Genomic DNA, 23,833 nt, shown 5'->3' with positions numbered 1-23,833 from the left:
TGTAAGTTAAAGCCAAAGGAGAGTGGAGCAAATGCATTCAACGAATACGTGGGAACAAGTAGATCATTATATCTCGGAGCGTCTTATTCCGCATGATGCTGTCTTGGAAAAGGTATTGGCAACTAACCAACAGGCAGGATTACCTCCGCATGATGTGTCGCCTAATCAGGGAAAGCTATTAAATATCTTAGCTCAAATGCAAGGTGCACGACGTGTGTTGGAGATTGGTACCTTGGGAGGCTACAGTACAATCTGGCTGGGTAGGGCGTTGCCGACAGATGGAAAAATAGTTACGCTGGAAGCCCATCCGGTTCATGCTAAAATCGCTCGGTCGAATATATCGTTGGCTCAGTTGGATGGAATGGTGGAACTTCGAGAGGGAGACGCATTGGAGCAGTTGACACAAATGAAGGATGAGAGCGTTGCACCTTTTGATCTCATTTTTATTGATGCGGATAAACCCAATAATCCATTATATCTAGAGTGGGCACTTCGTTTTTCACGTTCTGGCACCGTTATTATCGGGGACAATGTTGTCCGTGAAGGGGAGATCATTCAAGCTTACAGCACAGACCCTCGTGTGCAGGGCGTAAGAAAGTTTTATGATTTGCTGGCTGAGGAATCGAGAATTACAGCTGAGGACGAAGTCCCGGTGATTAGCTCTTTTCTGACTAAATAAGGTTGGGACGAATGGTACGTAGAATGGTAAAATAGTACTAATTGAAGTGTCAGAACGTTTTTGAACGTTTACTGCTGAATTTCCATGTAAGAAGAATGAATTTACATAAAAGCAGATGAAATTTCTTTAAAATGTAAACGCAATCATGCTGATTAGAGTAGGAATTCACCATTTTGTAAAAAAATGAAGTTGGAATGAATTTTTTTGAATCTTTTTGAAGAAAAATGATTGTTTTTTGCTAGGTTTGTGGTACGATAAGAACAGTTGGGGGAATGAAGATGCTGACGGAAGAAAGATACAAGTTAATAATACAGCGCTTACAAGAACGTGGTGTTGTAAAGTTGCAGGAATTGGCTGATCTCTTGGGAGCTTCTGAGTCAACGATTCGGCGTGATTTGATAGATCTTGAAGGCCGTCAGTTGTTAAAGCGGATTCATGGAGGGGCAACCTTGCTGAATCAGAAAAGTCAGGAACCCGGCATGGAAGAAAAAACGTTCAAAAACGTTCAACAAAAAAACGCAGTCGCCCGTATGGCAGCTAAAGAAATTTTGGATGGTGAATGTATCTATCTGGATGCGGGAACAACAACGATGGCGATGATTCCTTACATTGAAGCTAAAGACGTGACGGTCGTGACAAACGGTCTCTCCCACGTAGAAGCACTGGTAAGCAAACGAATTAGAAGCTATCTACTGGGGGGGATGATGAAAATTCATACCAAAGCCGTAATCGGGAGTATTGCCCTACAGAATCTGGACAATTTTCGATTCGACAAGTGCTTTCTGGGAACGAACGGGGTAGATGTGGAGATGGGGTATACCACTCCTGATCCTGAAGAGGCGCTGATCAAGCGGCGTGCCCATCAGCTGTCCGGCAAAACATATGTGTTGGCCGATTCCAGCAAAATTGGAGAAGTAACGTTCGCCAAACTATTCGATCTCAAGGAAGCTATCCTTATTACTGAATCGGTGCCAGAACGTTCACGCCGATCCATAGCTCAGAAAACTAAGATAATCGAGGGATAACAATGATATATACAGTAACACTAAACCCTTCCATTGATTACATCGTGGAAGTTGACGATTTGAAGCTCGGTGATTTGAACCGGATGAAACGTGATCTAAAACTGCCAGGGGGCAAGGGAATTAATGTATCACGTATTTTGAACCAGCTGGGAGCAGACAGCACGGCGATTGGTTTTCTCGGAGGGTTCACAGGCAGGTTTATCGACGATACATTGCGGGAAGAATCCATTAAAACTGATTTTGTAATGATCGAAGATGATACACGGATCAATATTAAGCTCAAGCATGGTGATGAAACAGAAATTAACGGTTTGGGACCTGTGATTCGTGAGCAAGAGGCCGATGCATTGGTACAAAAGCTGGCGGGTCTCCAGAAAAATGACATTGTCGTCTTGTCGGGAAGTATCCCGCCATCTCTTGGAGGAGACTTCTATGAGCGATTGATTCGCGTGTGTCAGGACACCGGGGCTGAATTCGTCATCGACACCACAGGTGAAGCGCTGATGAAGGCTTTGGTTCATAAGCCGCTGCTCATTAAGCCCAATCATCATGAGCTGGCTGAGTTGTTTGGCGTAACTATTCATTCAGAGGAGGAGATTGTCACTTACGGTCGTAAACTGCTGGAAGCAGGTGCAAAAAATGTACTCATTTCCATGGCAGGAGAAGGGGCTTTGTTCATTACGGCAGATGAAGTGTATCACGCAAATGTACCAGCAGGAACGGTGAAAAATTCTGTAGGCGCAGGTGATTCTATGATTGCTGGATTCGTGGGTACGCTGGCTCTTCAAGGCGATCCGATCGAAGCCTTCCGTGCAGGAGTGGCATCCGGAAGCGCAACTGCGTTCTCCGATGATCTGGCTACAAGAGAGAAAATTGAACAATTACGGCCGCAAGTCACGATTTCAAAACGGTAATCCGGCTGCATCATGAGCTTATTATGCGTGTGTCTACACGCTGATCGAACTTAGGAGAGTGTGAACAATGAGAATAACAGACCTGATGATTAAAGAAACGATGATCATGGACCTGCAGGCGACGACAAAGGACGGGGCGATTGAGGAACTCATCGCCAGTCTCGAAGCAAGTGGACGTATTAATGACCGTGCCTTGTTTAAAGAAATGATTTACAAACGCGAAGCTGAATCCAGCACTGGAATCGGTGGCGGTATTGCGATGCCGCATGCCAAGACCAAAGCTGTGAATGAAGCGACCGTTGTTTTTGCCAAAAGCAGTAAAGGCGTAGAATTCGAATCGCTGGACGGTGAGCCAGCGAAGGTATTCTTTATGATTGCAGCTCCAGAGGGAGCAGCAAATACACATCTTCGCACATTGGCTGCCCTCTCTCGGCTGCTCATTGATACTGATTTCATCGACAAGCTGATGAATACACAAACACCGGATGAAGTAACAGAGTTGTTTGATACCAAGCAGGCGGAAGAAGAAGCTGCCAAGAAAGCAAAAGAGGCCAAGAAAGAGGCAGCCAAAGCACAGCAAACGCCTGACGTTATCGTTGGCAACCCGGATTCTGACGAGTTTGTAGTTGCGGTGACCGCTTGTCCTACAGGCATTGCGCACACGTTTATGGCTGAAGACGCTCTCATTAAGAAAGCGAAAGAGATGGGTGTAAATATCCGGGTAGAAACGAACGGCTCGGAAGGCGCACAAAACGTACTGACAGCGGATGAAATTCGTCGTGCCAAAGGTGTCATTGTTGCGGCTGACAAGAAGGTCGAAATGGCCAGATTTGACGGTAAGCCTGTATTGCAAAGACCGGTAAGTGACGGTATCCGTAAATCCGAAGAATTGATTCGCAAAGCGCTGAACGGCGATGCGCCAATTTACCGTAGTGAAGGTAAAGGCAGCGCTGAAGAGTCAAAAGCCGAGAAGACCAGCGTGGGCAGTAAAATTTACAAGGATTTAATGAACGGTATTTCTCATATGTTGCCATTCGTTGTCGGCGGGGGGATCTTGTTAGCGATTTCCTTCTTGATCGAACAAGTGGCCGGAGAAGATAATGTACTTTTCCAACTGCTGCAAACGATTGGCGGGGGAACAGGTGCGTTCCACTTCCTGATTCCGATACTGGCCGGATTTATCGCAATGAGCATTGGAGACCGCCCGGCACTGATGCCAGGTATGGTCGGTGGTCTGATGGCTGTAAACTCCAATGCAGGGTTTCTTGGCGGTCTGGCAGCTGGTTTCATGGCCGGTTATGTAGTTATCTTCCTGCGTAAAGCTTTGGCAGGTCTGCCGAAAGCTCTGGATGGTTTAAAACCAATCTTGTTATACCCTGTATTTGGACTCCTAATTTCAGGCGCGATTATGTTCTACCTGTTCGATCCGATTTTCGGTGGTATTAATACGTGGCTTGTCAATGTTTTGAACAATTTGGGAACAGGTAATGCGGTTATTTTAGGTCTGATTCTGGGCGGAATGATGTCGATCGATATGGGCGGACCTTTCAACAAAGCAGCTTACGCATTTTCGATCGGTGTCTTTACTTCCAGCGGTAACACAAACGGGGCTATGATGGCAGCTGTTATGGCTGGCGGTATGGTACCTCCACTGGCGATTGCACTGGCTTCGACGTTCTTCAAAAATAAATTTACCGAGCAAGAGCGCAAGTCTGGCTTGACGAACTATGTACTTGGATTGTCCTTCATTACGGAAGGAGCCATTCCATTCGCAGCTGCTGATCCTCTGCGTGTCCTGACCTCTTGTATTGTAGGTTCAGCGATTGCTGGTGGTCTGACGCAATTTTGGCAAATCAATCTTCCAGCTCCACATGGCGGGATTTTTGTAGCAGCTCTTGCCAACCATGCTTTGCTGTTCTTGCTTGCAGTGGCGATTGGCTCCGTGATTTCCGCGCTCATTCTGGGACTGTGGAAAAAAACAGTTGAAACGAAATAAACGAGTATCATAAGAGTATAAAATAAAAAGAGGGGCACATCTCCTCGATCTTTCAATAGTAAAGCCGCTAAACACAGGTTTCTGAGTGTTTAGCGGCTTTTTCTTTATGGTAAGGCGCCGCCTCTGCCCATATAAGCTTATTAGTAGTTATGGCATTGCTGTAACCTACAAAGCTCCTTAACCAACTCCATAAACAGCTTTCGGGCTGAAGTCAGGTATTGGGATTGCTGATTGTTTTGTAACAGTCCAATGGGGATATTCGGGTCTGTTAACTGGAAAGGGATGGTGACCAGTTCCTCCGGCAAAGGCATTGACGACAGAACCACTCCAACCGAAGGGATCGTACTTACGAATGAGGGGATAGACGAGATTTGACTGACGGTATAAAAAAATGGCATCGACCGGAAGCGGGAAAGCTCTTTCTCCAGCCGTATATGGTACAAGCAGTTCTTCCCTCCGACGATAAGCGGGTACTCATACAGATCTTCGAGCTGAAGCCCATTTTTTGCCGCGAAGGGATGACTGCGGGACACGATAAAAGCAATTTGTTCGTGATATAAAGGTTCAAAATGTAAGAATGGTACCGAGTGAGGTTCCCCGGAAATTGCAAAATCCAGTGTGCCGTCCACCAAAGCTTTTGAGAGCGTATCCGTGTTTCCCACTGTAAAATGGCACGTAATATTCGGTTTATGCTTCCGAAATTGTCGTAGAATCAAAGGCAGTGCGGTAGTAGCCACAGTTTCAATCACACCGATATGGAGCGTGCCAATCTCTTCTTTTTTCAGCGACTTCGCCTGGTCCATTACAAAATTCCAATGCTGAATAAGTTCGTCAATCTCTTCGGCATATATTTTTCCTGAGGCGGTTAATTCTGCATCCCAGCCTCTTTTAAAAAGCTGAAATCCCAGCTCTTTCTCTAGCCTCTGGATTTGGTTCGTGACTGTAGACTGCGCGTAGTTTAATTTGGCGGCAGCTTTTGAGAAGGTTCCTTCTTCAATAATAGTACGAAACGTAGTTAACTCTTTCAGATCCATGCGAACTCATTCCTATCGATAAAATTGAATATATTTATGATTATTTTCAATTATACAGATGAAGATGAGAAGAGTACAATCATCTTATCCCAACGGATAGGAGAGAATGAATATGCCATTTGTACGAGTAGGCTACATGGAGCAGAAATACACAGAACAAGAGCTGCCTGGCATTAGCCGCTGTATCATGAATGCTTTGATCGAACATTTTCAGGTCCCGCTCAAGGATTACTTTCAGGTTTTTTATGCTCATAAGCAGAGCGAGTTTTATTATAGTCCAGATTATTTGAATGTATCCAGAACAGACAAGCTGCTGTACATCCAAATTACAATGGGATCGGGTAGAACTACGGAACAAAAAAAGGGTTTTTACCAAAGGTTAGCCGAACTCCTATCTATTGAATGCAAGATTAGATCAGAGGATGTATTTGTGACGCTGGTAGAGACTGAATTAGAGGATTGGTCCTTTGGCAACGGACTTGCCCAAATGATCTTATGAAGCATAAATTAATCAGATCGAGTGTTCTGGAAATGATAGGTAATTTTGCACCCGCTTTTGTAAGCTATACGGAGGATGTTCTTTTTGGAGATGTATGGAGAAGAAGTGAGCTATCTCTTAGGGAACGGAGTCTCATTACAGTTGCTGCTTTGGTAGCGGGTGAGCATGTGAATCAACTTCCTTATCATCTGAACCTGGCCAAAGAGAACGGGATTTCGGAGGAAGAATTGATTGAGGTCATTACACAGCTAGCCTTTTACGTAGGATGGCCGCGGGCGGCCTCAGCAGTTCAGGTTGCCAAAGACGTATTTTGTAAGGAAAAAGAACGTTAACCATGAACTTGAATTACCGCTGAGCACAAGGATTTCGAGTGTTTGGCGGTTTTTTGGTATGATTGTATTGTTATTCTGCTTTGAAAGCGGTATAGTAAGAGTAATTGAATGAGGGGTGAAGTGCCCTTCGGGATTGTTACTGGTAAGCAGGCGATACCCAAATAATGACTAATGGACTTAGTCGTTATTTGGTTTTTTTTGTTATTCCAAACTTTGTCATTACATCAATGAGGTGAGCAGCTAGATGATCATCCGGCAAATATTTAACAACAATGTCATTCGGGCCGAGAATCAGGTAGGTCATGAGTTTGTTGTCATAGGGAACGGTCTGGGTTTTAAAAAGAAAAATGGTCAAAGGGTCGATGAAGAAAAAATAGAAAAAACCTTTGTATTAAAGTCCGATAAAATTCCGCAAAAATTAATTGATCTCATTGGGGAAACATCTGTAGAGTATTTAAAGGTGGCGGATGAAATTGTAGGGAGCGCCAAAAAAGAAATGGGAGATATTTTTAGTGATAATATCTATATTTCCTTGATTGACCATATTCAATTTGCCATCTCTCGATACAGAAAATCCGTGGGGCTTAAAAATTCACTGTTATGGCAGATCAAAAAATTTTACAAAAAAGAATTTATGATAGGTATGAATGCATTGGACATCATTCATGCTCAATTTGGCATTCAAATGGATGAGCATGAAGCAAGCTTTATTGCCATGCATTTTGTCAATGCAAGACAAGACGGTCAGGGCATGAAACAAACGGTTGAGATTACGGAGGTCATTGATGACATTTTCAATATTGTAACCGATTACTATCAGATTACACTGGATGAAACCTCATTTAATTATTCGCGGTTTATTACTCATTTGCAGTACTTTGCCCAACGCTTGTTGAGCAATGAACAAGAGCAATTAGCTTCAGGGGATAACTTCTTGTATGACCAAGTCAAAGATAAATACGAGAGGGCTTTTCAGTGTACCCAATTAATTAATCAGTACTTGGAATTAAAGCATGAAAGTGCGATGTCGATTGATGAAAAAGTGTATTTGACGATTCATATACAGCGTGTAACCTCCAGAAACGATATGGCTGATTCTTAGAAAAAAAAGCTTGCAAACGATTTCGGAGTGATTTATAGTAGGCTCACAACTTAAATTTAAGGATTGTTACTGATAAGCAGGCGATACCTAAATGAATGGCAGTGATCATTTTCTATGATCATACATGCCTTTCGTTTAGGTATTTTTTTGTTTTCAGGCAATCTGCCCAAGAGGAGAATGAACATGGACCATAAGAAAATGGGCGAGGATATCGTACGTCTCGTTGGAGGAGAAGAAAATATCAATGGGCTTGTCCATTGTGCTACACGGCTCCGATTTGACCTGAAGGATTCACGAAAAGCCGAAAGAGAAGCGCTTGAGAAGCACGAGGGAGTCATTACTGTTGTTGAAAGCGGTGGACAATTCCAAGTCGTTATTGGCAGCCATGTTGCCTATGTATATACGGAGATTATGAAAAACAGGGATTTTGGATCGGACACCTCTGCGAGTAACGAATCCAGTGGAAAGAAGACATCGGTCATATCCACAATCTTCGAAGTCATTTCCGGCAGTTTCTCCCCGTTGATTCCAGCGATGGCAGGCTCGGGGATGCTGAAAGCCCTCTTGACGGTTTTGACCTTGCTAGGCTGGATGTCTGCAACGAGTGATACCTATCTGATCCTGTCTGCTGCAGGGAATGCTGTTTTTTACTTTTTGCCGATTTTACTGGGGATTACGCTCGGTATAAAGCTGAAAGCGAATCCTTATGTAGCTGGTGTGATCGGTGCGGCTCTTCTGGAACCCAACTTTACGGGGCTGATGGACAAAGGCTCTGATGTATCATTTTTAGGAATACCTGTGATCATGATGAACTACTCAGCGAGTGTTTTCCCGATTTTCATATCTATCAGCATCTATGCGTTGGTCGACAAGTTTTTGAAGAAGATCATTCTTAAGGATTTGCAGCTGTTTTTAGTTCCGATGCTGGCTTTAATGATTATGGTTCCGCTATCTGCCATCGCATTTGGACCGTTCGGTACAACGGTAGGAGATTGGATTTCTTCGGGTGTGACATGGTTAATCGGTGTAAGCGGCATTTTATCAGGAATTGTGCTTGGCGGTTTTATGACCTTTATGGTCGTCTTCGGACTTCACTGGGGCTTTACCCCGATCACGATTCAAAATATCGGTGTTGGCGGTGATCCGATTGAGGCGATGGCGGCTGCGGCTGTATTTGCTCAAATTGGTGTCGCATTCGGTATCTTCTTGAAGGCGAAAAAAGACAAAACACTTAGAACCCTTGCAGGTTCCACGAGTATTACAGGCTTGCTGGCGGGTGTGACAGAGCCGATTGTGTATGGTCTGGTGCTTCGCTTTAAACGAGTCATTCCGATTGTCATTATCGCAGGGGCGATAGGCGGTGCCATCAATGGACATTTTGGAGTGAAAATGACAGCTTATGTGTTTCACAACATTTTTGCGATTCCGGTATATACGCCTACCTTGGTTTATGTGATTGCCATTGCATGCTCGTTCGCGGTAGCCACGGTGCTGACTCTTATTTTTGGCTATGAAAGCAAGGTGAAGGGGGAGACCGCGGCAACTGTTGAGGCCGTTAAGACGGAAGAACCTCTACCAACTGTTACAGCAACTAAGGCTGTTGACATCAAGAAAGAAACGATCTACAGCCCGATCACAGGCAAGACTACACCACTGAGCCAAGTGAATGATTCGGCATTTTCTACAGGGGCAATGGGAAAAGGCTTAGCCATTGAACCGTCTGTCGGTGAGGTCGTAGCGCCCATAGATGGAGTTGTAACGTCGCTGTTCCCTACAGGACATGCCATCGGCTTGACTTCCAAGGCGGGTACGGAGATATTAATTCATATTGGAATTAACACCGTCGCGTTGAAAGGAAAGCATTTTAATCCGGTCGTTCAAGAGGGAGATATCGTAAAACAAGGGGACTTGTTAATCCAATTTGACAGAGAGCAGATTATAGAAGCAGGGTACGAAATCGTCACCCCTGTCATCGTCACCCTGACGAAACATAAAGTGGACGTATTTGAGACCAATCAGGAGCAGGTTCAGAAAAATGAAGTATTGCTAACTTTGGTGGTGTAATACAGGAAAGCTCATCATCACGTACATGAAGCGAAATTAGAAGGATATAACGATAACTGGAGGGACTAGATCATGAAACATAATCAATTGAAGGCATTCCCTGAAAATTTTTTCTGGGGAGGTTCAACTTCCGCTTATCAAGTAGAGGGTGCATGGGACGAAGATGGAAAAGGCCCCTCTGTCATTGACATGGCTAACCACGTTGAAGGAGTTACTGATTTTAAGGTAACCAGTGATCATTACCATATGTTCAAAGAGGACGTAGCTCTGATGGCTGAAATGGGCTTTAAGGTGTATCGCTTCTCGATCGCTTGGACACGCATCTATCCACAAGGCGCCGGCGAAGTCAATCCGAAGGGAATTGCATTTTACAGCTCATTGATTGACGAATTAATTAAATATGGTATTGAACCCATTGTTACTATGTATCATTTTGATCTGCCCTATGCGCTTGAACAACAAGGCGGATGGTCCAAAAGGGAAACGATTGATGCCTTCGAGCAGTATGCCAAAACGTTGTTTGAAAACTTTGGGGACAGGGTGAAATACTGGCTAACCATTAATGAGCAGAACATGCTGATTCTCCATCCCGGTTCTATTGGTACATTGGATACTAACCTGGAAAATCCGCAAAAGGTACTGTATCAGCAAAATCATCATATGTTAGTCGCGCAGGCGAAGGCGATGGTGTTGTGCCATGACATGCTGCCTAATGCGAAAATTGGACCAGCACCGAATATAGGGGTCATTTATCCAGCCAGTTCCAAGCCGGAAGATACGCTGGCGGCTGACAACTACGCAGCTATTCGCAACTGGCTCTACCTGGATATGGCTGTATTTGGCCGCTACAACCACATTGCCTGGAGCTATTTGGTCGAGAAGGGTTATGATCCTGTTATTAAAGAAGGGGATATGGATATATTAGCAAAAGGAAATCCGGACTTTATCGCCTTTAACTACTATACCTCCCAAACCGTAGGGGAAAGTTTGGATGATGGAAATGATTTTTCACATACAGGCGATCAGCACGAAATTGTGGGTGAACCTGGAGCATATCGAGGTTCTGTGAACCCCAACCTGCAAAAGACAGAGTTTGGTTGGGAGATTGATCCGGTTGGTTTTAGAAGTACATTACGTCAAATATATTCTCGCTACCACTTGCCTTTGATCGTGACAGAGAACGGCCTGGGCGCTTTTGACAAGCTCGAAGAAGGGGATGTAGTGAATGACCCTTATCGTATTGACTTTTTCAAGAAGCATATCGAGCAGATTCAATTGGCTATTACAGACGGCGTAGACGTATTCGGCTTCTGTCCGTGGTCTGCGATTGATCTGGTTAGTACCCATCAGGGCTCCAGTAAGCGTTACGGATTCATCTATGTGGATCGTGAGGAATTTGATCTCAAAGATCTGCGCCGTATTCGTAAACAAAGCTTCTACTGGTATCAAAAGCTGATCGCTACAAACGGTGACATTCGTTAATTAATACAGCAGTGAAAAGCACCTCCTTGAAATGGATGTTACCATTTTAAGGGGGTGTTTCTATTCCCTTTTCCAGGAGGGTGATCATGTATTATATAATAGAAGAAACACAAACGGAAAGGACATCATGCATTGACCTTACAACAATTAAAATATGTCATCGAGGTTGCCAATCGTGGCTCCATGAATGAGGCGGCGAAGCGGTTGTTCATTTCCCAGCCCAGTCTGTCCAACGCGATTCGCGATCTGGAGGAAGAAATTCATATCACCATTTTTGAGCGTACTAATAAAGGCATTTCTTTATCCAAGGAAGGCGTGGAATTTCTAGGTTATGCGCGTCAGGTCGTTGAGCAGGCGGAGCTGCTGGAAAGTCGCTATTTGGATGCCAAGCCTTCACCACAGCATTTTGCTGTGTCTACGCAGCATTATGCTTTTGCAGTGAATGCATTTGTAAATCTGGTGAATCAATATGGACAGGATGAATATGAGCTGGCTTTGCGGGAGACCAAAACCCATGAAATCATACAGGATGTCAAAAGCCTACGCAGTGAGATCGGAATCCTGTATCTGAACGAATTTAACGCCAAAGTCATCAACAAGCTGCTAAAAGATGCAAATCTGCAATTCAACAGCCTGTTTACGGCTAAGCCGCATATATTTATCAGTGCCAATAACCCGCTATCCCGGCAGTCTATCGTGACCATTGACCAACTTCATCCTTACCCATATCTGTCCTTTGAACAAGGGGAGTACAATTCCTTTCACTTTTCCGAGGAGATTCTGAGTACATTGTCGCACCCCAAAAGCATTCGCGTCAATGACCGGGCCACCCTTTTTAATCTGCTCATTGGCTTGAACGGCTATACCATTTCTACCGGAGTGATTAGTGCAGATCTGAACGGTAACGAAATTATTTCCGTCCCCCTGGAGTGTGATGAGTCTATTAATGTGGGATGGATTTGCCATAAAAACGTCGCGCTCTCCAAGCTGGCCACAGTCTATGTAGAAGCGTTGCATGAGGCAATAGGGGAATAAAAAAGTTTGATATAGCCTTAGGCTATAACTAGCTATAGTTTATTGGAGTTACCTTATAGCTGAAAATGTATGTTATCTTTCTTACAACAACTTCACTACTGAAGCGAAAAAGGAGATAACCCTAATGAGCAGCATCCTTGACAATGCATCCCAACGTAAAGTGACCCCTTTTAGACATGATATGGTTGGCAGCTTTTTGCGCCCGCAAGCGATTAAAGACGCCCGAATTCAATTTCAAAATAATGAAATCTCTGCGGACGAGCTGAGAAAGATTGAAGATGAAGAAATTACCAAACTGGTGGAAAAGCAAAAATCCGTAGGCCTTCAAGCCGTGACGGATGGGGAATTCAGACGTTCCTGGTGGCATCTTGATTTTATGTGGGGACTGGACGGCGTGGAAAAGGTACAGCTTGCAAACGGCTACCAATTCCAAGGTGTGGAAACAAGAGCGGAAACCGCACGTTTGTCCGGTAAAATTGGACATTCCCGTCATCCTTTCATTGAAGATTTTAAATTCCTGAAACAAGTCGCAGGAGAGGATGCTATCGCTCGCCAAACGATTCCGGCACCTGCGCAGTTCCTGGCTGAGCTGTTGCGTGGAGAAAATAAAGAATCAACCGATACGTATTACAGCAATCTGGATGAACTGGTGTCGGATATCGCCAAAGCTTACGAATCCGTGATCCAAGCGCTGTATAATGAAGGCTGCCGCAGCCTGCAACTGGATGATTGCACATGGGGCATGCTTTGTGATAAAAACTATTGGGAAGCTAGACAGCATGCGGGTGAAAATGTGGAGGATACCAAAAAGCTGTTCGCTCGCGTGAATCAGGAAACCGTGAAGAATCTTCCAGCCGATTTGGTCGTTACAACCCACGTATGCCGTGGTAACTACCATTCCACCTGGGCATCTTCTGGCGGATATGAACCTGTAGCCGAAACCCTGTTCGGCATCGATAACATCGACGGCTACTACCTCGAATTCGATACCGACCGTGCGGGTGATTTTACACCGCTTAAGCATCTGAAAGATGAAAAACAAGTCGTGCTGGGCCTCGTTTCCTCCAAAACGGGTGAACTGGAAGACAAGCAGACGGTCATCAACCGTATTAAGGAAGCAACTCAATTCGTAGACATCAACCACATCTGCCTCAGCCCACAATGCGGCTTTGCCTCCACAGAAGAAGGCAATATTCTGACAGAAGAGCAGCAGTGGAAAAAGCTTGCTTTCATAAAAGAGATTGCGGACGAGATCTGGAAGTAAGAGTTTAGGGGAATTGAATTGGAGAGATTCGTAATATTAAAACACGCCACTTGTGGTCATACCCCTGTCAAGTAGACAGAACTAAAAAGACATCTTTAAGCAGCAACCGTTTCTCGGTATTCAATCGGGGAACGGTTGTTTAATTTTTTCTGAAATCTATTTTCATTATAAAAAGAAATGTACTCCCGTACGTGTTGTTCTACCTCCGCTAGGGTTCCGGGTTTCGTTAAATAAATCTTCTCTGTTTTAAGATGGGAGAAAAAGGATTCTATACAGGCATTGTCTAGGCAATTTCCACGCCTTGAATGGCTCCCAAGCATTCCAAGCCGCTTAAGTTTGCGGTTAAACGGCTTGGAGGTATACTGAAAACCCTGGTCTGAATGGAGAATGACACCCTTCATGTTCACGTTCTTACTTAGAACGTCTAGCGTCTCGCTAACTAGAGCAAGGTCATTTCGTTCCGAAAGACGCCAAGCCACGATTTCATTGTTAAACAGATCTTGAATGACAGAGAGATATACAAACCGCTCTCCAGCTCGTATGTATGTAATATCGGTAACCAGCTTGGATAAAGGAGCATCTGCCTGAAATTGTCGATCTAATCGGTTGGTATTTACCACAGATGCCTGTTTGCCAAAAAAGCGCCGCTTCTTTCGAATGACGGAACGGATCCCTAATTTCTTCATTAGGCGGTACACCTTTTTGTGATTGACCAAGATACCTTCTCTACGTAAAGCAACGGTCATCCGCAGATAACCAAAATAGGGATGGATCCGGTGGATCGACAACATATGCGATTCCAGGAGCTCTTCTTCTTGCTTACGCTGCTGGGTTGTTTGCTGAGTCTTTCTCCATTTATAATATCCTGCCCGAGAAACATGGGCTAATTCAAGTAACCATTTCAACGAATATCGTGTTCGCATTCCCTCAATAATTTCAAACCTCGCTTCTTTCCTCGTCACTCCTTGTGTAGATTTGGATACTGCTTTTTTAAATATTCAATCTCCGCCCGTAGATACGCCATCTCCTCTTCCATACTGGAAAATTTCGTTTTGGGTCGTCCCTGCCTTGTGGTCGTTGGCTGGAGGTTCTCCCCCGCTCGATGTTTCATCACCCAGCTTTGCACTTGGGATTTATTACGAATGTCCAATTGTTTCGTCACTTCACGAATACTCATATGTTCTTCGTTCACCAACCGGACTGCCTCCATCTTTACATCTAAGGAGTATTGCCGGAATGATTGTCCCTTTTTAGCCATGAAAAATCCCCTCCGTTCAACAAGATTAAGTCCATCTTACCAGATGTCTTTTCTCTCTTGTCTACTAGAAGGGGATAATACCACTTGAGGGCGTGTTTTAGTTTGAGAATCCGCTAAAATTGACCAAATTCCCTTATAGTTGCATTTCATCTTTAAGGACTTTTATTACAATAGCTAACGTTGTAATATCTTCTTAAAGGAACGCCAGATATTTTTTATTACAAGGGAAATATGGAGGGGAAATCAGTGAATTACTTTTGATTACTACACGAACAAACAAGTTCAATGCAGATGATATCAAAGGGCACTATGACCATCTGGAAAAGTTAAAGAAAGAGGGAGCTCTTGAAAAGTATGGTCCATTTAGCGATGGAACGGGAGGAGCCTATTTAATAAAAGCAGCGTCACTTGAGGAGGCGACAAAGATTGGGAATTTAGATCCGCTCATTCAAAATGGTTCTTCTACATTGACAATAAAGGAATGGCTGTTGCGTTAAATTTCATCTAACAAGGTCACGACAAAAAACTGATGTATCTTTTTGGTGTTAAGTGGAAAATAAGGACTATGATTTTCTGAAAATGAAAAGTATGGTCCTTTTTTTATTTCCCAAGAGATTACTCTCACAATTTTTGAGAATCTTCTTAGTTGATAATCTCCCGTATCACATTCCTCGCCAAACGTACCTTCTCTGGACTCGTCTTTTGAAGTATATTTACGATTTCTTGTATACCATCTTCATGCTTCGTAACCTTAATATCCTCATTTACATAAGCGAAAAGCTGAATCAAATTAACATCCAGTGCATCAGCGATTTTAGCTATGTTTATTAAAGATACGTTTTTTTCTCCACGTTCAATCTGCCCTATGTATGAAAAATGGAATCCGCCTTTTTCCCCAAGCGACTCCTGAGACAATCCTTTTTCTTTTCGCAAAGCACGTATTCTGGTACCCACTAATTTGAGGACTTCTTTGTCTTCCATCGTCTACACCTCACTATTCTAAAAGTGTAGACAAGAAATCTAAATGAAAACATTGAATATTAGATACAATAAATATTTTTGATATCTATAAGTATTAATTGAGGTATAATAAGACTATTCTTGAAATTCTCTGGAGGAATAGATATGAAAGAAGCTCTTTCTACCTGTATTCCAAGTCCCACTCAACCATCCAGACCTGTACAACACCTACATCATTCAATAACCGATTTCCACACGCTATCCCAATACCACATGAAACTAGCCCAAATACTGTACAAGCATAACCAACTCCAATGCTGCATTATCCTCTGCGACAGGGCGTTAACCTCCATGGTAAAAGCTCTATATATGAAAGAAACTAATAGTATTTTCCCTCCGAAACTCTTGTCGATGGCGGATTTGTTGCACTTATTACATACCGAAACCAACCCGGGATTGGATGTTGTCGTATTTATAGGCACCACTCAATTCCTTTCATCCCAGCTAGAAACCCCGCTCCTTCAGAAGATGAAGCAGAAGGATGTGAGCAGGCTGCTGCGCAGAACAGACGACATTCTTTGCCAGTTGTCATCCCGAGTCATTACCGACCCATCCGAAACATACCAGTCCATTTTCTAAGAGGCCCCTTCACACAAATAAACTTACCGATTCGCCCGGTCGTTATCCGCTTTTCTACATACGATAAGAGTAAGCTTTAACGCAAGGAGGGATTTAGACATGGGTGAAGTAGGTTACGGTGGAGCATGGACATCCACAGGCGCGATTTTGGTATTGTTCATTTTGTTGGTGATTATCACCAAATCTTTTCTGATCTAACGTTAGGTTAGCATCGCTCAAACTTACAAAGCGACCCTCTTTCACGACATCGTGAGGGAGGGCTTTTTTAATGCAGAATGGATGGTGGCTCTAGTATGTTGTCTGGTTCTACAAGCATTGTTATACTTTACATACAGGGATAATTTCCCTCAAATCTATAGCAATACGGATAGCGGAAGACGTGGGAAAACGGAAATTCGCTGACTATTATCAGGAGGATTGTATGATGAACATGGCAATCAGTCCATTTCAATTTACGACAGACACGGCGACTCTTTGCCTATTTGATACGCAAGCTCTGAAGCATCGCTTGAACGATGAGCCGGATTGGTGGTCTATCGAAGCAGACGAGCTGGGGGAGTTAAATGCGGGAAACGCTGCTTTCTTGAACCTAGGAGCGGATGGGACGTATGAGGTTGTGATAACAGATCATATCGAGCAGCCCACGGTGCGGCTGTTTTTGAAGGTTCCTTCAGGGAACATATTTATTGGTGCAGGAGAGGAAGCCACAGGTGGTGAGTTAGAACCTGATTGTGTATGGGGAGGGTTATTCCTGTCTGTGCAACCCGGACTTTATGAATGCTTGGCAAGCAGAGGAGAAAACAACCGTATTTATCTTTCTTTAAAAAAAGGAAGCGAAGGCAGCAACAGTTTTACCAGTCTGGTTCGATTGTAGGTTGCAGGATCAACCCGTAATGGATCAGACAAACCGCTCGAACACAGGGGAGCCATAATAACCGTGACTGAGAAAAAGGAAAAAGCTATCCCCACGGCTTGCATATCCGTGAAGACAGCCCTTTATTCGTCTATTGATACTTTACAATAATAGCGTTGCTGATCTGGCGGCCGGGTGTGGTGAGGTAAGAGCCATTGTAGTACAGTCCGCTGGAAGCACCGCCATCCAGATTCATGGCCTGATAAGCGCCAGCCTGCTTCATCATTTGGGCGAGCTGCGGAATGGTCGCTCCGCTTGTAGTCAGGAGGATCAGCTTATGATCCCTAGTAATTCCAAGTGCGCTGCGGGCGCCGCCGCCTGTTAATATTTTAGGGTCTTTGAAACCTTCGGCTTTGACATTTAGGGAAACCTGACCGTTCGTGACCAGACGAGGTCCAGCTTGAAGAGCACCTTCGACGCTGCCTTGACTTAACTGTTGTTCAAAGACAGAACCTGACACAAGCTTGGCTAAATGGTTAGCATCGTAGGTAAAGACGGTACGTTGGTCACCGGAGCTTTTTTTCAACAGCTTGCCATGGCTGACCAGATAGCCGTAAGACGTCTTGTAGGAGCTTTTGGTATAGGCGTCAAAGAATGTACCATTAATGGCTACAACCGCTTGATTGCGTTTGGCAAGAGTGCTTAAGTCCTCCACTTTACCAAGGGTATCGCTTGCCAGTGCCACGTCCAAACTTACCTTGGGATGGAGCATGGAGATGGTGACCACCTTAGCGGAAAAGGTACGAGATCCAACCTTGAAGCTCTTATGAGCTGTCGTGATCGGGGTAGTATTTCCGGGTAGCTTGCCGGTAAGTACCGGAAGCGTAACAGACGTTGTACCTTGCGTAATACGCACAGCTGAGGTTTCTTTTTGCCATAAGACTTGCAAATTTAGATATTGGCTGATGAACTGCAAGGGTACATAGGTAGCGCCGTTATCGGTAAAAGGTGCATTTTGCAAACGAATCGTTTGATCATTCACTTTAGCAGTAGATTGTCCTGTAAATAATGTAAGCCGGGTATTGCCTTGCGCAATTTCTATTTTTTTGTCTGCTGGGTTCAGGTTGAGTGTGATCCCTTCATAGCTGTTCAGGAGGCGAAGCGGGATGAAGGAGTGGTTACTCTGATCCACATAAACCAGCATAGGTGCTGGTGCAGCAGCGTAGATCGGGGTTACAAGTAAGAGCATGGACAGGATGATAAGTGCGGTGATTCTTTTCATGAATAGATCAATCTCCTTATGTAGTCTTAACTATGGACGAGGTGCTTGTACTTATATCGGGTTTTATGAGTTATAAGTGTATGTTACGCGAATTTTGAGTGTTTGGATGATACAGAAACGGGGTGGCTGGAGATGAGCAGGTATGAGACAAGACTTGAGGATTACCGTCGCAGGGAGCGCCCTTCTTATCGTGTTTTTGAAGGAATGCAGGAATTGGTGTGCAGTGTGGGGCAGCTGCATAATAACTGGTTATATGTGAATGTGGATCAATGGGATCAGGACCCTGTTCATACACCGATTTATTATTTGGATGAGCATTGGCTGGAGGAATGTGCAGAGGACGGTACAGCCGCAACCAACGAACAGGACGAGTATATTTCCCTATGGATATCAGATCGTCAGGTTCAAACCTGGTTTGAGCTGGCCACCTTTGAAAGTGTTGTAGAAGTTCTTAAGGCTGCTGGAAAGCCAGTAACACTTCAGATGGTGATTGTGGCGGTCAAATATTACGACAAGCGCGATGCCTATCTGGACTATGACGAGGTAAAGGCAGTGACAGACCTGTGGTCTGTGTTGACGAAGGTGAGGAACCACCTAACAGAATGAATAAAGCCTGTAGAACAAATAAGACATACATACACTGGATGGGGGAAGCAGGATGAGTTGGTTGGATCATGAAATGGCGGCACAGTGGCGACAGGAAGGAAAAAGGTATGCCGCAGACGTGAATGAATTTGTCAGAATCGGTATGGAAAGCCAGTGGCAGCAGGAGCAGCCAGAGCCAAAGCGAGACGAACGCTCCAAACTGGCCGAAGATATTTTTCGTATGATTCAGGAGGCAAATCAGGCAGAGGAAACAGAGAAGTTACGTCAGGAGATTCCGGCTGCATCCTGGCCGCTTACAGCAGCGTTTGAGGAGGCTTTGCAAGCCGTTAGGCCGATGGCTTTTATGAATGGAGGCAATGAAGTCATTCTACATGCAGGCAATCCTCGGGAACGCGGACAGATCTATGTGACGGGAAAAGATGGAATCAGGCAAATCCCCGGAATGCACCGAGTAGGTTGTTCGCCGGACGGGAGTTATTTTGCGTTGGTGGATGGAAATGGGATTCGGATTGTTCGTCAACCGGACCGAAATTTGCAAGGCGAAGAGACAGCGCATTTTCAATGGACGGATATACAAGTCCGCTTAAAAGCATCTATTCCTGACTTGGAATGCTTGGCGGATGAGGAGCATCCTGAGGATATATTAGATGAAGTGATTCCTTTTGGCGATGGACAGCGCCTGTTGCTGGTTTGCGGTTACGGTGTTTATTTGCTGGCTGGTGATCAGGTGGAATTGATTCATCCCACGGCGTCTGAACGAAGGGAATTGGGACTGGAAGACACGATTGTGGATATGGCGCATGGAGCTGTGTCGAAGGATGGACGCTGGCTCGCATATGGCAGCCAGATGAGTGAGCATTTGCTTATGGACTTAACCGATAAGACGGTGCATACATTGGAGCCAGGCTCCAGCTATCCGCATTATGCCCTATTTTCCAAAGATGATATGGATGTCTGGTACAATGCCTGTCATTTCTACAACGGTGCCACCATTCATGTGCCAATTGCCGAAGTGGAGCAGGGAATTGCTCAGAATAAGGAAGAATGGCCGATAATAAATGAAGAAATGCGAGTATACGCTGCAGTAGCGCTGACACAAGGATCTATTCTAGGTGATGCCTACGGCTATCCCCGTCTTATTGATAGAGAGGGGCGTGAACTTTGGCGCTATTTTGTCGGCAGTACGATATCTGGGCTGGCAGTTACACCTGATGAAGGCATGCTGGCGGTTGGGACGTATGGCGGTATGCTTCATTTGATTGATTTGCAGAGTGGCTCAAAGGATGAATATAGCATTGGCACTGCTCCAATTCACGAGACAGAGCGTTGGTTGCTCTGGCGTAGTTATGAGCCATTGCGCTGGTAATACTAATATTCCGCAAATGGTGAAAAAAGCAAGTTCTGATAAGCTGAACATAAAAAGAGTAGTGGTATATGATTGCAATGCTATTTTCATATAGAGACGTGTGAGGCATACGCCTATGGTGCAAAATGCGAATAAAAAGGAAAGAGGTGTGAGAACATGGACAAGAAAGCGGATATTCGCACATCCATGAAGGAGTTATTTGCACAGATGAATGAAGCCTTTTTTATGGATGTGGAAGAAAATGTACCGTTCGAAATGCGTGATGGGAACGTCGATGAGGAGGGATGGATCAAGTGGAAACCTATTCCTTCACAGATTACAGAACAGGAAGTTCGGGATATGGAAGAAAAATACCATTTTGAACTGCCGCCTCTGCTAAGGAATTTTATCATGTCCTACCATTATGTATCTTTACAATTCGATAATGAATCTATTCCGGGAGTATACTGGAGCGATTGTACGTTTGTAGAGTTTCCAAGTCTGCCAATAGGTCATGGCTTAAAGGCATTTTATGATTTGATCGATCAATGGTCACCTTTGCTGTCAGCAGGCTATATTCCATTTGCAATTGCAGAAGACGATCAGGGTCCTGTGTGTTTAAATGCAGGCAGCAGACATAAGGACGGAGATTATCCTATTGTCTGGTTCTTTCATGAGGATCTAAGGCATTTGGATGAGGATGAGCTACGGATCAGGAGTAATCTGCTTCCTCATGTGCAAGGGCTGTTTCCATCCTCTGTCGAACTGTTTAACGTTATGTTTAAGCAGATCAGACACTAGCGATTTCCTGAAATGTAATTTTACTGTGCAGGTTAAGCAAGATATTGACATAAAAAATGAGGAATGTTATAAAAAAGGTAGGCTAGCACTCGAATGGTGGGAGTGCTAACAAAGTTGAATCGTTTGCATAGCTCTTATCCGCTGGCCTTACATAGGTTTATATTTGAAAGGAGATATTCGAATGGAGAAAAAACAGTTTCAGGCTGAGTCCAAGCGTCTGCTCGAAATGATGATTAACTCGATTTACACTCAAAAGGAAATTTTCCTAAGAGAGCTGATCTCCAACGCAAGTGATGCGATTGACAAAATTTATTACAAAGCACTGACAGACGATCAATTGGTCTTTGACAAAGAAAATTATTATATTAAAGTAATTGCCGATAAGGATAATAGAACGCTAACGCTACGTGATACCGGGATTGGGATGACCAAGGAAGAACTGGAAAATAATCTGGGCGTCATTGCTAAAAGTGGTTCATTGGCATTCAAAAATGAAAATGAGTCCAAGGATGGTCATGACATCATCGGTCAATTCGGCGTCGGCTTCTATTCAGCTTTCATGGTAGCAGATGTAGTTACAGTAACGACCAAGGCTTTGGGAAGCGATACGGCTTATAAATGGGAATCAACAGGTGCTGATGGTTATACCATTGAGGCGGCTGAGAAGGACGAGGTCGGAACCGAGATTGTACTGAAAATCAAGGAAAACACCGAGGATGAGTCCTACGACGAATATTTGGACGAGTACCGTTTAAAAGCGCTTATTAAAAAATACTCCGACTTTATCCGCTACCCGATTAAAATGGATGTTACAGGCAAGCGTCTGAAAGAAGGAAGCGACAACGAGTTTGAGGATTACAGAGAAGAACAGCGTATTAACAGCATGGTGCCCATCTGGAGAAAAAATAAAAGCGAGCTAACCGACGAGGATTATCAAAACTTCTACGCGGAAAAACGCTATGGCTACGACAAGCCGCTCCAGCATATCCATGTCAGCGCGGACGGCGCGGTAGTGTACCAAGCTATTCTGTTTATTCCTGAGAACATACCGTTTGATTTTTACTCCAAGGAATATGAAAAAGGGCTGGAGTTGTATGCCAACGGTGTACTGATCATGGAAAAATCTCCTGACCTGCTGCCGGATTATTTTAGCTTTGTGAAAGGTATGGTTGACTCCGAAAGCCTGTCACTCAACATTTCGAGAGAAATGCTGCAGCACGACCGTCAGTTGAAGCTGATTGCCAAAAATATCGAAAGTAAAATTAAAGGCCAGCTGTTGACTCTGCTCAAAAATGATCGGGAGAAATATGATCAATTCTACAAATCATTTGGCAGACAATTGAAATTCGGTGTCTACAACGATTACGGCAGACATAAAGAAACCCTTCAAGATCTGCTTATGTTCTACTCTTCTACAGAGAAAAAACAGGTTACTTTGGACGAATATGTATCTCGTATGCCAGAGGATCAAAAGTATATTTATTATGCTTCCGGGGAGTCCAACGAGCGTATTGAAAAGCTGCCGCAGACCGAATTAGTGGCCGATAAAGGCTATGAAATTTTGTACTTCACTGATGATATTGATGAGTTCGCTATTAAAATGCTCTTAAGCTATAAAGAGAAAGAATTCAAATCCGTATCGAGTGGCGATCTGGGCATTGAGTCTGACGAAAATGAGAAAGAAACTGAAGCGGAACAAAACGACAACAAGGAGTTGTTCGAGTACATGAAGGGCTTGCTGGAAGGCAAAGTATCCAGTGTAAAAGCCTCCAAACGCTTGAAAACACATCCGGTATGTCTGTCCGCAGACGGCGAAGTGACTATTGAGATGGAGAAAATTTTGAACGCCATGCCGAATAACGCTGATGTCAAAGCGAATAAAGTGCTGGAAATCAACGTGAACCATGCGGTGTTCAACTCTTTGAAAGAAGCCTTTGCCGAGGATAAGGAGAAGGTAAATCTCTATACGGCATTACTGTATAATCAAGCTTTGCTGATCGAGGGCTTGCCGCTGCAAGATCCGGTTGAATTCACGAACGATATTTGCAAAATCATGGTTTAATATGCTTTATTACGATATAGAGCCGTTCCCGTACCGGGGGCGGCTTTATTTATTATGACACTTCTTAAAGCTCCATAATAGGTCGTATAGTGCTTACACTAGAAGTGTAAGGCTACAACACTATGTTGACTATAATCCATACCTAGGAGGGCGATTGTATGAGTCTGGACCGAAACCCATTGAAACTCCAAAAGTTAAACCGAAGTGAGCTTATACAGTTGGTGGACAAAATTATCAGAGGCGAGGGAACGGAGGAGGAACTTGACAGCATGCTGACTGAAGTCATGCAAAATACACCTCATCCGGGGATTAGTAATTTGATTTATTGGGATGACCGTGATTTGAGTGCGGCAGAGATTGTAGATGAAGCATTAGCCTATCAGCCCATTATTTTACCACCCCATGAATCTTCTTCATAGGAAGCGGAGGGGTGGTCTTTTGTTCAAAAATAAGATAATATGATTTCTTTAAGACATGAGCATTATATTCAAGAAAACTTCCATTAAAGGTGTGTTGGATTCCTTGTAATGTATGGGAAAATGTTTGCTTTTGGCTCGCTTCACAAAGAATTTATGCATAATTTTGGGATTTGTAAAGTTTT

24 protein-coding genes are annotated in these 23,833 nt (G+C 44.1%); 20 read left to right on the top strand and 4 right to left on the bottom strand.

Translation table 11 applies throughout. From position 1 onward, the window contains the following. Window positions 1-31: 31 nt before the first annotated feature. The 4 genes from ACXHJ2_RS14570 to ACXHJ2_RS14555 all read left to right on the top strand — a co-directional run bounded on the left by ACXHJ2_RS14570 (window position 32) and on the right by ACXHJ2_RS14555 (window position 4,614). Window positions 32-679, top strand: coding sequence for an O-methyltransferase (locus ACXHJ2_RS14570; protein ID WP_165084387.1), 648 nt, complete (start codon window positions 32-34; stop codon window positions 677-679). A gap of 278 nt (window positions 680-957) precedes the next feature. Beyond that, window positions 958-1,704 (top strand): DeoR/GlpR family DNA-binding transcription regulator, encoded by a 747-nt coding sequence (locus tag ACXHJ2_RS14565; RefSeq protein ID WP_013370378.1) that lies wholly within the window; start codon window positions 958-960, stop codon window positions 1,702-1,704. A gap of 2 nt (window positions 1,705-1,706) precedes the next feature. Continuing rightward, complete coding sequence (pfkB, locus tag ACXHJ2_RS14560) at window positions 1,707-2,618, top strand: 1-phosphofructokinase (RefSeq protein ID WP_040101700.1); 912 nt, start codon at window positions 1,707-1,709, stop codon at window positions 2,616-2,618. Window positions 2,619-2,685: 67 nt separating this feature from the next. Continuing rightward, window positions 2,686-4,614, top strand: coding sequence for a PTS fructose transporter subunit IIABC (locus ACXHJ2_RS14555; RefSeq protein ID WP_064963216.1), 1,929 nt, complete (start codon window positions 2,686-2,688; stop codon window positions 4,612-4,614). A 140-nt stretch (window positions 4,615-4,754) separates the two neighbouring features. Here the strand turns inward: ACXHJ2_RS14555 and ACXHJ2_RS14550 are convergent, their stop codons facing one another. Beyond that, window positions 4,755-5,648, bottom strand: a complete 894-nt coding sequence (locus tag ACXHJ2_RS14550; protein WP_064963215.1) for a LysR family transcriptional regulator — start codon at window positions 5,646-5,648, stop codon at window positions 4,755-4,757. A 112-nt stretch (window positions 5,649-5,760) separates the two neighbouring features. Between ACXHJ2_RS14550 and ACXHJ2_RS14545 the strand changes: the two genes are divergently transcribed. The 7 genes from ACXHJ2_RS14545 to ACXHJ2_RS14515 all read left to right on the top strand — a co-directional run bounded on the left by ACXHJ2_RS14545 (window position 5,761) and on the right by ACXHJ2_RS14515 (window position 13,426). Next, entirely contained in the window at window positions 5,761-6,147 is a 387-nt protein-coding gene (locus ACXHJ2_RS14545; protein WP_165084385.1) for a tautomerase family protein, read from the top strand. Next, on the top strand, window positions 6,144-6,479 hold the full coding sequence (locus ACXHJ2_RS14540; protein WP_165084384.1) for a carboxymuconolactone decarboxylase family protein: 336 nt from the start codon (window positions 6,144-6,146) through the stop codon (window positions 6,477-6,479). Before ACXHJ2_RS14545 ends, ACXHJ2_RS14540 begins: the two co-directional genes overlap by 4 nt. Before the next feature lie 244 nt (window positions 6,480-6,723). Beyond that, window positions 6,724-7,581: a BglG family transcription antiterminator LicT gene (licT, locus tag ACXHJ2_RS14535; protein ID WP_025676280.1), complete on the top strand. Its 858-nt coding sequence runs from the start codon at window positions 6,724-6,726 to the stop codon at window positions 7,579-7,581. Window positions 7,582-7,764: 183 nt separating this feature from the next. After that, on the top strand, window positions 7,765-9,645 hold the full coding sequence (locus ACXHJ2_RS14530) for a beta-glucoside-specific PTS transporter subunit IIABC (RefSeq protein ID WP_165084382.1): 1,881 nt from the start codon (window positions 7,765-7,767) through the stop codon (window positions 9,643-9,645). Window positions 9,646-9,717: 72 nt separating this feature from the next. Further along, window positions 9,718-11,127 carry a glycoside hydrolase family 1 protein gene (locus ACXHJ2_RS14525; protein ID WP_165084380.1) on the top strand — a complete coding sequence of 470 codons (1,410 nt, stop codon included), beginning with the start codon at window positions 9,718-9,720 and terminating at the stop codon, window positions 11,125-11,127. A gap of 132 nt (window positions 11,128-11,259) precedes the next feature. After that, the gene (locus tag ACXHJ2_RS14520; protein WP_013370387.1) at window positions 11,260-12,162 is read left to right on the top strand and encodes a LysR family transcriptional regulator; all 903 of its coding nucleotides are present in this window, start codon (window positions 11,260-11,262) and stop codon (window positions 12,160-12,162) included. Window positions 12,163-12,286: 124 nt separating this feature from the next. Next, entirely contained in the window at window positions 12,287-13,426 is a 1,140-nt protein-coding gene (locus tag ACXHJ2_RS14515) for a 5-methyltetrahydropteroyltriglutamate--homocysteine S-methyltransferase (protein ID WP_165084378.1), read from the top strand. A 95-nt stretch (window positions 13,427-13,521) separates the two neighbouring features. Here the strand turns inward: ACXHJ2_RS14515 and ACXHJ2_RS14510 are convergent. Further along, window positions 13,522-14,684 (bottom strand): IS3 family transposase gene (locus tag ACXHJ2_RS14510; protein ID WP_457874161.1). Its coding sequence is split into 2 segments (ribosomal slippage): window positions 13,522-14,420 and window positions 14,420-14,684, totalling 1,164 coding nucleotides; the frame shifts between segments, so codons are not numbered across the junction. A 242-nt stretch (window positions 14,685-14,926) separates the two neighbouring features. Here ACXHJ2_RS14510 and ACXHJ2_RS14505 point away from each other — a divergent pair. After that, complete coding sequence (locus tag ACXHJ2_RS14505; protein ID WP_165084216.1) at window positions 14,927-15,181, top strand: YciI family protein; 255 nt, start codon at window positions 14,927-14,929, stop codon at window positions 15,179-15,181. 145 nt (window positions 15,182-15,326) lie between these two features. Here the strand turns inward: ACXHJ2_RS14505 and ACXHJ2_RS14500 are convergent, their stop codons facing one another. Further along, entirely contained in the window at window positions 15,327-15,665 is a 339-nt protein-coding gene (locus ACXHJ2_RS14500; RefSeq protein WP_165084214.1) for a helix-turn-helix domain-containing protein, read from the bottom strand. A gap of 348 nt (window positions 15,666-16,013) precedes the next feature. Here ACXHJ2_RS14500 and ACXHJ2_RS14495 point away from each other — a divergent pair, with 348 nt between their 5' ends. From ACXHJ2_RS14495 to ACXHJ2_RS14485, 3 genes are all read left to right on the top strand, one after another. Next, entirely contained in the window at window positions 16,014-16,283 is a 270-nt protein-coding gene (locus ACXHJ2_RS14495) for a hypothetical protein (RefSeq protein ID WP_225683746.1), read from the top strand. A gap of 99 nt (window positions 16,284-16,382) precedes the next feature. Next, on the top strand, window positions 16,383-16,481 hold the full coding sequence (locus ACXHJ2_RS14490; RefSeq protein WP_014599622.1) for a hypothetical protein: 99 nt from the start codon (window positions 16,383-16,385) through the stop codon (window positions 16,479-16,481). A gap of 223 nt (window positions 16,482-16,704) precedes the next feature. After that, complete coding sequence (locus ACXHJ2_RS14485; RefSeq protein WP_165084211.1) at window positions 16,705-17,157, top strand: DUF6386 family protein; 453 nt, start codon at window positions 16,705-16,707, stop codon at window positions 17,155-17,157. 130 nt (window positions 17,158-17,287) lie between these two features. Here the strand turns inward: ACXHJ2_RS14485 and ACXHJ2_RS14480 are convergent, their stop codons facing one another. Beyond that, entirely contained in the window at window positions 17,288-18,418 is a 1,131-nt protein-coding gene (locus ACXHJ2_RS14480) for a phosphodiester glycosidase family protein (RefSeq protein WP_165084209.1), read from the bottom strand. Between the two features lie 132 nt (window positions 18,419-18,550). On the opposite strand from ACXHJ2_RS14480, the gene ACXHJ2_RS14475 reads away from it, so the two are divergent. From ACXHJ2_RS14475 to ACXHJ2_RS14455, 5 genes are all read left to right on the top strand, one after another. Then, window positions 18,551-19,024: a hypothetical protein gene (locus ACXHJ2_RS14475; protein ID WP_165084207.1), complete on the top strand. Its 474-nt coding sequence runs from the start codon at window positions 18,551-18,553 to the stop codon at window positions 19,022-19,024. A 52-nt stretch (window positions 19,025-19,076) separates the two neighbouring features. Then, window positions 19,077-20,390, top strand: a complete 1,314-nt coding sequence (locus tag ACXHJ2_RS14470) for a WD40 repeat domain-containing protein (protein ID WP_165084205.1) — start codon at window positions 19,077-19,079, stop codon at window positions 20,388-20,390. A gap of 156 nt (window positions 20,391-20,546) precedes the next feature. Beyond that, on the top strand, window positions 20,547-21,170 hold the full coding sequence (locus tag ACXHJ2_RS14465; protein WP_165084203.1) for an SMI1/KNR4 family protein: 624 nt from the start codon (window positions 20,547-20,549) through the stop codon (window positions 21,168-21,170). A gap of 181 nt (window positions 21,171-21,351) precedes the next feature. Then, complete coding sequence (htpG, locus tag ACXHJ2_RS14460) at window positions 21,352-23,232, top strand: molecular chaperone HtpG (protein WP_165084201.1); 1,881 nt, start codon at window positions 21,352-21,354, stop codon at window positions 23,230-23,232. Window positions 23,233-23,390: 158 nt separating this feature from the next. Further along, window positions 23,391-23,651, top strand: coding sequence for a bacteriocin immunity protein (locus ACXHJ2_RS14455; protein ID WP_013370429.1), 261 nt, complete (start codon window positions 23,391-23,393; stop codon window positions 23,649-23,651). Window positions 23,652-23,833: the final 182 nt, after the last annotated feature.

Source organism: Paenibacillus sp. ALE3 (assembly GCF_054113405.1).
The sequence above is the reverse complement of the archived record's forward strand: the minus strand, read 5'-3'. Positions and strand labels throughout refer to the sequence as shown.